Here is a 12,973-nt window from a genome sequence, read left to right as displayed (position 1 = left end):
CCCTCCAGCTAGGTTTGGGATCCCCGTTGTTGCTCCAGATAGCGCTGGTATTGCTCTGGGGGAATCGCCCCACGGTAGGCACCACAGTAGTAGAGGGTGAGCACCGCTTTGTAGGCCCAATCGCTCGGCACCACATCCGGGAAGGGGCTGGGCAACGTATCGGCTTGGTTGCTGGCGCAGGCTTGCAAAATTTGTTCTGTGGTCAATTGTTCCGCCAGATCAGGAGGGAGTTCCCGCAGGTTGGCTTGAGCCAGAGCTGACCCGGAGAGGGCCAGACCGGAAAGAGCTGCTCCCACAAGGGCCCGGGCGAAGATGGGTCGTAGGTTCATCGGTTCGAAGAAGGTGAGGGACAATGGGATCCGCTAGGCAAATCTCTTCTATAGGGTAGTACGCACAAAGCGGGAGTTTGGATGTGGAAGGGTTTGCCTCTGGGAGGCTGTTCCCGGATTAAGATGCAGAGGAACCGTGGCAGAGAGTAGGGCAAATGGCGGATCCCGTGGAGCCAGAAGACAAAATCGAGTCTTTGCGGCAGGCGCTGGCTTTTTTCCTGGAAGACGACAATGTGATCGACCGCTTTGAGGCAGATGGCCTGAAAACCTTGATTTTGCAGGATGGGCACATTTCTGAAGCAGAGAAAGCCTTTTTGCAAGAGGCCATCACCTACAACAACTTCGATAGCGAAGCCCTGTCTTTGCTTAAGGAGTTGCTGCAGCGGCATGATCAACTCCCCTCCTAAACGGGATCCCTGACCCGAAAATCCCTCTTTTTTATTTTTTTATTCATGTCCCGAGAGCGCGATATGTCTGGGCCAATAGCTGTATCGGAAGGGCCAAGATTCGATGAATCTAACCCGCCAGATCCCAAATTGATCGATGCCTGCGTGCATTGCGGCTTTTGCCTAACCACCTGCCCCAGCTACCGCGTTATCGGCAAAGAAACCGATTCTCCCCGTGGGCGCATCTACCAAATGGATGCCCTCAATCAGGGTCAAATTTCTTTGTCTCCGGCTACGGTTTCCCATTTTGACAGTTGTCTGGGCTGTTTGGCCTGTGTCACTGCTTGCCCCTCAGGGGTGCAATACGACCAACTGATCGCCGCCACCCGACCGCAAATTGAGCGCAACTACCCGCGCAATGTTTGGGATCGGCTTTACCGTCAATTTATCTTTTCAGTGTTCCCCTACCCAGGGCGGCTGCGGCCTTTGTTGTGGCCCCTCTGGCTGTATCAACGCCTAGGGGCGAGCCGCTGGATCAGCAAGGGATTGGAGAAAATCTCCCCCCGTCTGGCGGCCATGGAATCTCTCATGCCCCCGCTCGAAACCGAGCAACTCCTTCCCAAGCAGTACCCTGAGCGGATCTCGGCGGTGGGAGAACGGCGCTTTCGGGTGGGGTTGATTCTTGGCTGTGTGCAACGTCTGTTTACACCTCAAGTGAATGAAGCCAGTATTCGCGTCTTGACCCGGAATGGCTGCGAGGTGGTGATCCCCCCCCATCAGGGCTGTTGTGCCGCTCTGCCCCATCATCAAGGACAACTGCAACAGGCGGAAAACCTAGCCCGCCACATGATCGAAACTTTCGCTCCCTATGAGCTGGATGCAATTTTGATCAACGCTTCTGGCTGTGGGCACACCCTAAAAGAATATGGCCACATTTTGAGCAAGGATCCCGACTACAAGGAGAAAGCCGCCCGTTTCGCTGCCCAAGTTAGGGATATTCAAGAGTTTCTGGCTCAGGTGGGGCTCACCACTCCCCTACATCCGCTGCAACCGGAACCGCTGGTGCTGGCTTATCAAGATGCTTGTCACATGCTGCATGGGCAACGGCTCAGCCAAGAACCCCGACAACTGTTGCGGCAAATTCCAGGGCTAGAACTCCGGGATCCAGTGGATGCCGCCCTCTGCTGTGGCAGCTCTGGAGTTTATAACCTATTACAACCCAAGGTAGCGGCTGAGCTGGGATCCCAAAAGGTTGAAAATCTCCTCAATACGGGCGCTCAAGGGATCGTCTCCGCCAATATCGGTTGCCGCCTACAAATCCAGAAGCACTTGGACTTACAGGGCCGGCAGGGGATTCCGATTGTTCACCCGATGGAGCTGCTGGATCGAGCCATGCAACCCCAGCAACAAGCCTTTCAGCCGGGATCCTGATTCTCCTGGATGCACCCAGAATGTGCCCAGGCTGACTCTGGGATAGGGTTTGGGCGTGCTATCCTTCTTCCCATTCACACTTTAGTTCTTTATCTAGAGCGATCTAGAGCGCGTCGCTGCCATCAGCGGTGCATATCCCCTCATCCTTTGCAATCCACCGGAGGCTGGTATGGTTCGCGAGCTCGTTCCTGTGTTGGCAGCAGTTGGTCTGGGGTTGGGGTTAGCGGTGAGCACGGCGGCCCAAGAGCGTACCCCCAACGATCCACGGCTGTTTAATCCGGGTCAACTGACGGTGGCCACTGGGGATCCCGTGTTTCCCCCCTGGATGCTCAATGATGATCCGGCGGGGGGTGAGGGTTTTGAAAATGGTTTGGTCTATGCCCTGGCCGCAGAGATGGGTTTTGCCCCCGAGGATGTGGTGTGGGTACGGGAGAGCTTTGAGCAGTCCATCGCCCCTGGCCCCAAGTCCTACGATTTTGCCATTCAACAGATTTCGGTGACAGAAGCTCGCTCCGAGGTGGTGACCTTCTCCAGTGTCTATTACCAGCCGGATAAGGCTGTGGTGGCGCTGCCGGATAGCCCGGTGGTGGGGGCCAGCAGTTTCGAGGAGCTGCGCCAAGCCCGCTGGGGAGCCACCGTCGGCACCACAGATCTGGATTACCTCGAAAACATTCTCGGCATCAGCAATGTGGCGGTTTACGACGACCAAGCGGGGGTATTTCAGGCTATGCAGGGGGATTTGATCGATGCCACGGTGGTTGCCCTACCCACAGCCTTGTTTGTAACGGCGGTGCAGGTGCCGGAGGCCAAGATCACGGCCTTGTTGCCCCCGGACGAGAATGACCGTGGCCATGGCTTGCTGTTTGAAAAAGACAATCCTTTGGTGGACTGGGTCAATGAGGCGTTGGCCGCCGTGATCGAGCGCGGTGTGGTGGAAGATCTGACCCAAACCTATCTGGTGGGGGATGAGGTGATCCCGGAGATCCGTGAATGAGGATGGAGGGCGAGCCACCTCTAGGCTCCCCTTGGAGCACAGCATTGGGGGATCCGCCCCCACCTGCCCAGAAAACCCTCAGCCTGCAAGAGCGATGGATCCCGTTGGGGATCAGCGTCGTCAGCGTGGCGGTGGTGTTTGGCAGTTTGGCCTGCTTGGTAGGCTCGTCTGAGCAGTGGCCCCGCATCCAGCGGCAATTTTTCAACGGCAGCGCCATGTTGGAGGCGTTTCCGGCAGTGTTGCGCGGCTTTTGGACCAACCTAGCCGTCTGGGGGGTGGTTCTCTGCTGTATTGCCGTCTGGGCCTTGGTGCTGGCGGTGTTTCGCTCCTTGAGTGGGCCGTGGTTTGCCCCTCTGCGCCTGTTCACGGTGGTGTATATTGACCTGTTTCGGGGCTTGCCGGCACTGTTGCTGGTGTTGCTGTTTGGGTTTGGGATCCCGGCCTTACAAATTCCAGGTTTGCCCCGAACTAGCTTATTTTGGGCAGGAACGGCGATGGTACTCAGCTATTCTGCCTATGCTGCGGAGGTGTATCGCTCCGGCATGGAGGCGGTACATGAGGGGCAACGGGCGGCGGCCAAGGCGTTGGGGTTATCCCAGTGGCAGACATTGCGCTACGCCATCGTGCCCCAAGCGGTGCGGAATGTGTTGCCCGCCCTCCTCAACCTGGCGGTAGCCCTGCAAAAGGATGTGGCTCTACTGAGTGTAGTGGGGGTACGGGATGCGGTGCGAGAGGCCCAGATCTATACGGCCCGTACGTTTAATTACTCTTCGTTGGTGGCTGCTGCGTTGCTGTTTTTGGTCACCTCCATTCCCTTGGCCCGTTTCACCGATACTATTGCCAGACGGGATCGAGACCGGCGACTGCAAAGGACACTCTAGATGGAGCGGATCCGCATCGAAAATCTGACCAAATATTACGGACAGACCTTGGTTTTGCACTCGGTCAACCTCAGTGTTCAAAACCATGAGGTCGTCTGTCTGATTGGGGCCTCTGGATCCGGCAAATCCACCCTGCTGCGCTGCATCAATCGCTTGGTGGATTTTGACTATGGCCGCATCTATCTAGACGGGATCCCGATTACGGATCCCCGCTTTGGCAACAATCAACTGCAAAAAAGAATTGGCATCGTTTTTCAGTCCTACAATCTATTTCCCCATCTAAGTGTGCTGGAAAATATCACCCTTGCACCTCGCAAAGTGCATGGCGTCTCCAAGATAGAAAGTTGGGAGCTGGCTATGTCCCTGTTGGATCGCTTTGGTATGAAGACCTTTGCCCACAGCTATCCGGAACAACTTTCGGGCGGGCAACAACAACGGGTGGCGATTGTGCGAGCTTTGGCCACACAGCCGGATGTCTTGTTGCTGGATGAAGTAACCGCTGCTTTGGATCCCGAATTGATGGGGGATGTCTTGGAGGTGATTCGGGAGCTGAAAACCAAGGGGATGACGATGATCATTGTCACCCACGAGATGGGCTTTGCTCGGGATGTGGCCGATCGGGTGTGCTTTTTGGCGGAGGGACGTATTTTGGAAGAAAACACTCCCCAAAAGGTATTCTCCCAACCAGTACACCCCCGCACTCAACAATTTTTGCAGCGGATTATTGCGGCGGGTAGGCTTTAGCCCTTCTCTGCGGGCTGGTCTTGCTAGGGATCCCGGACAACAGACCAGTATTCGTATGCGGCTTGCGATAGATTGGCGATCAACTCTTCTGCTTTGGCATCGTTGGGAGTTTCTCGCTTTACCCATACTGCTGCTAGGTAGCGGCGGCCATTGGGCAGGTCGATGAGGCCGGCATCTCCCACCACAGAGCGTAGGGTGCCAGTTTTGTGGGCGATCCGCACCTCTTGACCTAGGTTGGGGCGGAAATAGGAGGGCCGCTGGGTACGCCAGAGAATGTCCAGGAAGCGATCGCGGTTGCGGCGGTTCAGCATCCGTCCCTGTTCCACTTGGCTGAGGAGCCAAACGATGTCGCGGGGGCTACTGGTATTGGTGCCCTCCAAATCGGGCAACCACCAGGAAATTTGTGTGTGTTGTAGGCCCCATTGGCGAAACTTCTGGTTCAGAATTTCTTGCCCACCAAGACGGTCGATGATCAGGTTGGTGGCGAAGTTATCGCTGACGGTGCTCATCAGGGTGGCAGCTTCTAGAGCCGAAACCTGGGATCCGATGGCCCGGGTTTGTAATAGACCGGCCCCCCCTCCCTTCAAGTCATCCCGCAGGGTGAGCATCTCATCCATCTGCACTTGGCCTGTTTCTACGGCTTGGAAAAAGGCCAACAAAATCGGGATTTTAATCACACTGGCGGCAGGAAAAGCCTGATCCGGCCGTACCCCAGCAAAATTTCCGGTTTCCACATCCCAAAACAAAGCCCCTGCCGTCAAACCCGGTTGAGTGGCCAAAGCCACCAAATGCTCCTGCAAAACCGGGATTTCTTCTCCTCTGGGAAGGTCGGTGGGCAAAGCGGATAGAGGGGACTCGGTGGGTTCAAGGCTACCGGTGCTCACAGCCCGTTCCGGAAGAGCTGGGGGGGTGGATTGCAGCAGTTGTGACAGGCCCGCCATCATCAACCCCAAAACAATGCTCAGGCTCAAGCCACGCAGCAACACGCCTCCCAAAGACTTAGAGCGGTTCAGACGACTAGGCTGGGCCGCCCGTTGACGCAGGCGAGTGATGGCTCTTTGGCGGGAAAGCCGCAGCGGTGGAGACGAAGACGACCCCCCCCCTGTGGATGAACCTGCGTTGAGACTGGTTGAACTGGAGGAGAGTTCAGCAGAACGCGAGGGGCGGCGCTGACGACGCAGGGGATCCCGCGACGACCTCTTACTGCTGGGGCTGTTGCCCTTCCCCTCCCTTGTCCTGGTCATGAAAGCAACTTCCTCGACACAACCCTCCTGAAGCAGCTCGAGCGAGCCTGGTTTGATTAAACACACAGATACAGAAAACTGGCCTGGCTCAAGAGTGTTTTTAAGTGTAAACCCTGGTCATCCCCCGACGACCGATCAGGGTGAGCTGTTCTGGGGGGGATCCCTTTCGATCGATCCCTGTTGAGGAGCCTCTGCCTTGGGTAGCTCCTGACTCCACCGCAATTGCCGCAGGATCCCGCGCAACAGGGCCACCTCCGCTACCGTCAGGCCAGCCCGCTGGAATAGGGCACGAAACTTGAGCATCTTGCGGCGGGCCGTGTGGGGGTGTAAGTAACCAATCTGCAACAGCAGCGCCTCTAAGTGCTGGAAAAACCCTTCCAACATTCCAAAGGGTGCCAATGGCAAAGGGGGGTGAAGGGGATCAGACCTTTCACAACTGAGGGTGTACAATTCGTAACAGCAAATGCCCACTGCCTGAGCCAGGTTCAGGGAAGGGTAGACTGCAGCGGTAGGAATTCGGACTTGATGCTGACAAAGGGCCAGCTCTTCGTTGCTCAAGCCGCGATCCTCGGGGCCAAACACCAGGGCGGCAGGGCCACTTTCTAGCCTTTCTAGCAAAGAGGAGAATGCCTGACGGGGGGATTGGATTTGCCATTCTGGCGGGTAGGGTTCGATGCGCCCTGTCGTTCCAAAGACCTGCACACATCCCTGCAGAGCTTCTGGTAAAGTCTGCACTTTCTGAGCCTGATAGAGCAGATCTGCCCCATGGACGGCCATGGCGAGGGCTTCCGCATCCAGCAGATCACATTGGGGATCCACCACCACCCACTGGCTGAGACCCATATTCTTCATGACTCGGGCAATCGAGCCCAAATTGCGTGGCCCAGCCGGTTGTACCAACACAATCCGAACCTGTGCCAGTCGCTCACGGCCAGAGTCGGAAAATGGCTGCACCGCAGTCAGGATCCCCTAGAGTAGAGAAGTTTGATTCTGTCACAGTTTGTGCCTATGGGATCCCTTTGTCGTTGGCTAGGCTTGGTCTGTTTATTGCTGATTGGGGTGGGGTGGGGATCCCTGGGGATGGCGGCAAGCCCCACTAAAATTGCTCCAGAAGCACTTTCCCCAGCAGTGGAGGTCATTCCCCATACCCCACAGGCAGTGGCCCAACAACGCTTAGAAGCCATTGGCGAGGCCATGCAAACGATCCGCCTGTGTAACCGACCCAACTGTCGCTACCGGGACATTTCAGTGGAGGTCAGACCCATTTTAGGCACAGACACGGATCCCACCCTGGAGTACGAGGGTACGATCAACGCCATCATCGATCGCCCTTCTGGCAGCCTTGATAAAGCCCACTATCGGCTGCAGTTTCGCCAAGGGCGCTGGCAGTTGCTGGGGGGAGAAGAGGTCTCGGATGTCTCTTCCTTTTTCTTTGAGGGAGATACCTACGAAGTTTTCAGCACCTACAGCACCCGCAGCCGCAAAGAAAAATTGGCGGATGCCCGCAGCAGCCTGCGGGTGGGCTACCGAGAGCTGTACTATCGGGTTTTTGATCAGGGCCAAGAGCGATGAGGGTTCTGCAACACACCCTGGCCAGTCCCATCTCCCTTGAGGGAATTGGCTTACATACGGGCCTATCGGTGCGTTGTACCCTGCATCCTGCTCCTGTAGATATGGGGCGAGTCTTTGTACGGGTGGATCAACCGGGATCCCCCACCATCCCGGCCCAGTTGGGATCCCTGGCCCCGGCCCATCTTTCCACCCTGTTGCAGCACACCTGTCCAGGAGGATGTGAGGGATCTCAGGTGCAGACTGTAGAACACCTATTGGCAGCCCTCTACACTCTGGGCATTGACAACTGCCGCATCGAGGTGAATGGGCCGGAACTGCCGATCTTGGATGGCTCGGCCTTACCCTTTGTGGAGGCAATTGCCCAGGCTGGGATCCTGGCGCAGCATCAACCAACGCTGCTAGGGGTGATCAAAGAACCCGTCACTGTCTGGGCAGGAGAGGCTTTTGTCAGCGCCCTCCCTTACCCTACAGCCCGCTTCACCTATGGCATCGATTTTGCCAACTCGCCGATTGGACAACAGTGGCTGAGCTGGATAGCTACGGCAGCGGATTTTGTGGAATCCATCGCCCCGGCCCGCACCTTCACCCGGCAGCAGGATGTGGAACTGGCGCGTCAGCGCGGCTTGATCAAGGGGGGCAGCTTGGACAATGCGATTGTCTGTACTGAGACGGAGTGGTTGGGGCCGCTGCGCTATCCCGATGAGCCAGTGCGCCATAAACTGATAGATTTACTAGGAGATCTCAGCCTGTTGGGCTATCGATTGCAGGGGCATATTGTCGCCTACAAGGCGGGCCATGCGCTGCACCACCGCCTCTCGGAGCAGCTTCTCAACAGTGGATCCCTGCTGATCCATGCGGAGTGAGGCCAGTCAGGGATGCCGCTATCCATTGCCAAAGCTGCCGTGACTCAGATCAGGTTTGCCCATCGAAGTTGTGTCTTGCTCTTCCCATCTCACCATGTCCACCGACGTGACCCCCACTTCTCTGCTCTCTGCTGAAGCGGCAGCCCAATTGGCGGCAGCCCCAGCCGTTTTTACAGCCGATCAAATTCTGGAGATCCTGCCCCATCGCTATCCTTTTTTGCTGGTGGATCGGGTGGTGGAGTATCAGCCAGGGCAGCGGGCCGTGGGCTTGAAAAATGTCACCTTTAACGAACCCTTCTTCCAAGGCCATTTCCCCAACCGACCGATCATGCCCGGCGTCTTGATCGTCGAGGCCATGGCACAGGTGGGGGGAATCGTGCTCACTAAGCTACCAGATGTGGCGGGGCATTTGGCGCTCTTTGCCGGGATCGATAACATTCGTTTCCGCCGCCCGGTGCTGCCAGGGGATCAACTGCTGCTCTCTGCCGATTTGCTCACCATTCGCCAGAAGCGGATTGGCAAGATGTTTTGCCGAGCCCAAGTGGGGGGCCAGTTGGTGACGGAGGGAGAGCTGATGTTCTCCTTAGTGGATTGATGGCGGTAGAGCAACGTTCGGGGGCAAGCGGGATCCCTGGCCTGTTACCTCGTGGGCCCTGTGGGTCGTTTTTCCCAACCGGGTGCCCTAGGCGTAGGGCGAAGGCAGAAGCAGCGACTTGTCGCCAAAAGACCCTGCTAAAGTGTTGGGATAGGGGCAGGCTCGGGTGCTGAGCGGAACTAAGCCTTCATCGTCATTCGCAGGGTTGGGAGCGTAACCACATTTGCTAGCTGGGTTAGAAATGAGTTCGTTGGCTTCAGCGGGATCCACTCCCAACTCTTCCCCACGGATCCATCCTACAGCGGTGATCCATCCGAAAGCCGAGTTGCACGAAACGGTGCAGGTGGGCCCGCACACGGTCATTGGTGAGCATGTCCGTATTGCTGCTCATACGGTGGTGGGGGCCAACGTTGTGATCGATGGCTGGACAGAAATTGGTGAGGGCAACCAGATCTTTCCAGGGGCGGTGTTGGGTACCGAGCCGCAGGATCTCAAGTACAGCGGGGCTCCCTCCCAGGTGGTGATCGGCAGGGGTAACCGCATCCGCGAGTTCGTCACCATCAACCGAGCCACCAATGAAGGGGAAGCCACCCTAATCGGCGACAACAATTTGCTCATGGCCTATGCTCACGTGGCTCACAATTGTGTGATTGAAAATCAGGTGGTGATCACCAACGCCGTTGCCTTGGCTGGACATATCCACATCGAGTCGCAGGCCCGTATCGGCGGTATGGTCGGGATCCATCAGTTCACCCGCGTCGGACGGCTGGCGATGGTAGGGGCGATGAGCCGCATCGACCGGGATGTCCCCCCTTACATGTTGGCAGAAGGCCACCCGGCCCGCATTCGCGGCTTGAATTTGGTGGGGTTGCGGCGGGCCAAGTCGATGGAGGGATCCCTACCCTTGCTGCGCGAGGCCTACCGGTTGCTGTACCGCTCTGGCTTGCCTCTGGAAAAAGCCCTGCAAACCTTGCGCAACAGCAATAGCCTCCGCTCCGTGAAGGGGAAAGATCTGGTGGATGAGGCGGGATCCCTGCAGCATCTGCTGCAATTTTTGGAAGACTCCCTCTCCCAGCCCCAGCGGCGTGGCCCTTTGCCAGTTTTGCGTAAGGGGAGCCAAGGAGCCTCAGAGATGGATGGTTTAGAGATGGATGACAAGGGTAACGCGTGAGCCACCTGTTCATCTGCACGGGGGAGGTCTCAGGGGATCTGCAGGCCAGCCATCTCATCCATGAATTGCGGCATCAACGTCCGCGCCTGCGCATCACAGCCGTCGGGGGAGCGCGTATGGCCGCAGCCGGCGCCCACCTGTTGCACCGCACCACCGAGATCAGCTCGATCGGGGTTTTGGAAGCCCTCCCCTTCATTGGCCCGGCCCTCTGGACGGAATGGAAAATTCGTCGCTTTCTGGCCCAAGATCCGCCAGATATAGCGGTGCTGGTGGACTATGTCGGGGTCAATAGTCGCGTTGCCCGTCTGTTGCAGCGGCGCGGCATCCCGACCATCTACTACATCGCCCCCCAGGAGTGGGTGTGGTCGCAGGATACCCGCATCACCTACCAACTGGCCCAGCAGATGCAGCTGATGTTGGCGATCTTTCCACAGGAGGCCCAGTATTACCAAGCGGCGGGAGCTAATGTTCAGCATGTCGGTCATCCACTGCTGGATATTCTGGCGACTGTGCCCAGCCGTGCCGAAGCCAGGGCCCATTTAGGGATCCCTGCCGATGAAACGGTGGTGATGTTGGTGCCGGCCTCCCGCCAACAGGAAATTCGCTCGGTACTGCCCATCCTGCTAGAGTCCGCCCGCCTGTTGCAGGAGCGCCTGCCGCAGGTACGCTTTTGGGTGCCCTTGGCCTCGCCTCGCTTTGCGGCCCCGATCGCTCGGGCTGCCCGCCGCCTCGGGTTGGATCTCACCCTGCTGGATCCCCAAGCTCTGCCTTGTGACCCAGGCTCTGGGTCACCTTTGCCCTCTCCGGCCCATCACCTAGCGCTGGCGGCGGCTGACCTGGTTTTGGCCAAATCCGGCACCGTCAATTTGGAAACCGCCATTTTGGGGATCCCACAGGTGGTCATCTACCGCCTCAACCCGATTACCTTTTGGATCGCCCGCCATTGGCTGAAGGTATCCGTACCCTTCATGTCTCCCCCCAACTTGGTGCAGATGCGCCCCATCGTACCGGAATTGCTCCAGGATCAAGCCCAGCCGGAAACGGTGCTGGAACTGGCCCTGGCCTTGCTCACCCACCCAGAGCGGCAAGCCCAACTCCAAGCTGACTATGCCGCCATGCGAGCGGCTCTCGGAGAGCCTGGGGTACTGCGTCGGGCGGCTAAGGCCATCCTAGAGGTGTTGGATGGCGAAACGGGCTCCAAGCGGCCTAACCCGACCTAACCCGATTGACCCATCGACCCATCGCCTGCGGCACGGCTCGCCCCCCCATCGGTGCTGCGGTGGGATCCCCCTCCTCCAGATACTCGGCATCCTGGTTAACTCGCCACAAATCGTAGCGCCGTTCCCCAACCAGAATGTTGCGAGCAGCCAGTAGGCCCGTCATCATGGCGTGATCCTGGTTGTTGTAGCGGTGCATGCCATTGCGACCCGCCAGCTGCAAATTGGGCAAGACCTCTTCCAAAAAGGCACGAATGATCTGGATATGGGTTTGATAGCCGTGGTCGTAAACCGGATAGGCTTTCGGGGCCCGAATCACCGTGCCATCCAAAACATTGGCCTTCTTCAGTAGACCCAACTGACGCAATTCAGTTTCTGCCAAAACCAGCAAATCGGCCTGAGTTTGCCGCCAAAAGGGATCCGATACCGAGCAAAAATATTCCAAACCCAAGCAAGTGACCTCAGCATTGGGCACCATATCGCCACTCCAGTTCTTGAAGTTTTGAATGCGCCCCACCCGCACCGATGGATCGTGAATATAAATCCAATTGTCCGGAAACAAATCGGGTACATCCACCACCAAAACCACCGTCAAAAAATCTCGGTAGCGTAGCTGTTCGGCAGCCGCTCGCACCGGCTCCGGAGCTGCTGGCACCAAAGACCGCACCAGAGAGCGCAACGGCATGGTGGAAATAAAATGCTGCCCCGTCACCCCAAAGATCTCCCCTCGTCGGGAGCGCGCCTGTACCCTATAGATCCCGCCCTTATCCCAATCAATTTCCGTGACCTTGCGATCCAATTGCACCGGCTGCCCTGCCTCGGCCAACAGGGTTTGAATGCGCTCCCACATCTGCCCCGGCCCCAAACGGGGATAACGAAAGCGGTCGATCAAGGTTTTAATCACCCCCTCCCCGCCGGGGAACAGAGTTTTGCGGATTAAAGAGGCCATCGATAATCCCTTGATCCGTTGGGCTGCCCAATCGGCGCTGATCTGGCTACAAGGGATCCCCCAAACCTTCTCGGTATAGGTCTTAAAAAACGTGCGGTACAGCCGTTCCCCAAATTGATCGATCACCCAATCTTCAAAAGAAACTGGCTTAGATCTTGGCAATAGCCGCGCCTTTAGATAGCTGAGCAGACAAAGGGTGGTGAATACCGGCCCCAATTTGCTGAAGACATCGAAAGGGCGAATCGGATAATCAAAGAAAACACCCTGGTAAAGAATACGAGACAGCCGCTGACAAACCTGCATCTCCGAGCCAAGAATCTCTGTCCACAATGCCTCGATCTCGGCAGATTTGGAAAAAAAGCGGTGCCCGCCAATATCAAATCGATACCCCTGGTAGATGACCGTGCGGGATAGACCCCCCACCTGCACCGGATCTGCTTCCAAAACTGTCACTGGCCACCCCTTGCGATTTAACTCATAAGCGGCACTCAACCCAGCAGGCCCCGCCCCAATCACCACGGTTGACTCCAATCCAACTCCCTGCTCCGGGATCCCGTCTAGGGGTGGGACAACGTCTTCAAAGGTAGCCATAACATC

14 protein-coding genes are annotated in these 12,973 nt (G+C 57.3%); 10 read left to right on the top strand and 4 right to left on the bottom strand.

Going from position 1 to position 12,973, the window contains the following annotated elements; all coding sequences use genetic code 11:
* Nucleotides 1–8 precede the first annotated feature (8 nt).
* Nucleotides 9–329, bottom strand: a complete 321-nt coding sequence (locus L1047_RS09830; RefSeq protein WP_235278676.1) for a hypothetical protein — start codon at nucleotides 327–329, stop codon at nucleotides 9–11.
* Between the two features lie 155 nt (nucleotides 330–484).
* Between L1047_RS09830 and L1047_RS09825 the strand changes: the two genes are divergently transcribed.
* From L1047_RS09825 to L1047_RS09805, 5 genes are all read left to right on the top strand, one after another.
* Nucleotides 485–736, top strand: coding sequence for a hypothetical protein (locus L1047_RS09825; RefSeq protein ID WP_235278675.1), 252 nt, complete (start codon nucleotides 485–487; stop codon nucleotides 734–736).
* A gap of 63 nt (nucleotides 737–799) precedes the next feature.
* Nucleotides 800–2,146: a (Fe-S)-binding protein gene (locus tag L1047_RS09820; protein WP_235278674.1), complete on the top strand. Its 1,347-nt coding sequence runs from the start codon at nucleotides 800–802 to the stop codon at nucleotides 2,144–2,146.
* A 169-nt stretch (nucleotides 2,147–2,315) separates the two neighbouring features.
* Nucleotides 2,316–3,140 (top strand): ABC transporter substrate-binding protein, encoded by an 825-nt coding sequence (locus tag L1047_RS09815; RefSeq protein ID WP_235278673.1) that lies wholly within the window; start codon nucleotides 2,316–2,318, stop codon nucleotides 3,138–3,140.
* Between the two features lie 2 nt (nucleotides 3,141–3,142).
* Complete coding sequence (locus L1047_RS09810) at nucleotides 3,143–4,021, top strand: amino acid ABC transporter permease (RefSeq protein ID WP_235278672.1); 879 nt, start codon at nucleotides 3,143–3,145, stop codon at nucleotides 4,019–4,021.
* Nucleotides 4,022–4,765 (top strand): amino acid ABC transporter ATP-binding protein, encoded by a 744-nt coding sequence (locus tag L1047_RS09805; protein ID WP_235278671.1) that lies wholly within the window; start codon nucleotides 4,022–4,024, stop codon nucleotides 4,763–4,765.
* A gap of 23 nt (nucleotides 4,766–4,788) precedes the next feature.
* On the opposite strand, the gene L1047_RS09800 is transcribed toward L1047_RS09805, so the two are convergent.
* Together L1047_RS09800 and L1047_RS09795 are read right to left on the bottom strand one after the other, a co-directional pair.
* Nucleotides 4,789–6,009: a serine hydrolase gene (locus L1047_RS09800; RefSeq protein ID WP_235278670.1), complete on the bottom strand. Its 1,221-nt coding sequence runs from the start codon at nucleotides 6,007–6,009 to the stop codon at nucleotides 4,789–4,791.
* 135 nt (nucleotides 6,010–6,144) lie between these two features.
* Nucleotides 6,145–6,963, bottom strand: coding sequence for an RNA methyltransferase (locus L1047_RS09795; protein ID WP_235278669.1), 819 nt, complete (start codon nucleotides 6,961–6,963; stop codon nucleotides 6,145–6,147).
* 30 nt (nucleotides 6,964–6,993) lie between these two features.
* Between L1047_RS09795 and L1047_RS09790 the strand changes: the two genes are divergently transcribed.
* The 5 genes from L1047_RS09790 to lpxB all read left to right on the top strand — a co-directional run bounded on the left by L1047_RS09790 (nucleotide 6,994) and on the right by lpxB (nucleotide 11,430).
* On the top strand, nucleotides 6,994–7,581 hold the full coding sequence (locus tag L1047_RS09790; protein ID WP_235278668.1) for a hypothetical protein: 588 nt from the start codon (nucleotides 6,994–6,996) through the stop codon (nucleotides 7,579–7,581).
* A complete protein-coding gene (gene lpxC / locus L1047_RS09785) occupies nucleotides 7,578–8,444 on the top strand; it encodes a UDP-3-O-acyl-N-acetylglucosamine deacetylase (protein ID WP_443081691.1) in 867 nt (288 codons plus the stop codon). Before L1047_RS09790 ends, lpxC begins: the two co-directional genes overlap by 4 nt.
* A gap of 94 nt (nucleotides 8,445–8,538) precedes the next feature.
* A complete protein-coding gene (fabZ, locus tag L1047_RS09780; RefSeq protein ID WP_235278935.1) occupies nucleotides 8,539–9,039 on the top strand; it encodes a 3-hydroxyacyl-ACP dehydratase FabZ in 501 nt (166 codons plus the stop codon).
* 241 nt (nucleotides 9,040–9,280) lie between these two features.
* Entirely contained in the window at nucleotides 9,281–10,210 is a 930-nt protein-coding gene (gene lpxA / locus L1047_RS09775; RefSeq protein ID WP_235278667.1) for an acyl-ACP--UDP-N-acetylglucosamine O-acyltransferase, read from the top strand.
* Nucleotides 10,207–11,430, top strand: coding sequence for a lipid-A-disaccharide synthase (gene lpxB, locus L1047_RS09770; RefSeq protein WP_235278666.1), 1,224 nt, complete (start codon nucleotides 10,207–10,209; stop codon nucleotides 11,428–11,430). The genes lpxA and lpxB overlap by 4 nt, the downstream gene beginning before the upstream one ends.
* Here the strand turns inward: lpxB and L1047_RS09765 are convergent.
* Nucleotides 11,417–12,967 (bottom strand): NAD(P)/FAD-dependent oxidoreductase, encoded by a 1,551-nt coding sequence (locus L1047_RS09765; protein WP_235278665.1) that lies wholly within the window; start codon nucleotides 12,965–12,967, stop codon nucleotides 11,417–11,419. The two genes, lpxB and L1047_RS09765, sit on opposite strands and share 14 nt — an antisense overlap.
* Nucleotides 12,968–12,973: the final 6 nt, after the last annotated feature.

The organism is Synechococcus sp. Nb3U1 (assembly GCF_021533835.1).
Classification (GTDB): domain Bacteria; phylum Cyanobacteriota; class Cyanobacteriia; order Thermostichales; family Thermostichaceae; genus Thermostichus.
This window is presented reverse-complemented; position numbering and strand designations above follow the sequence as displayed.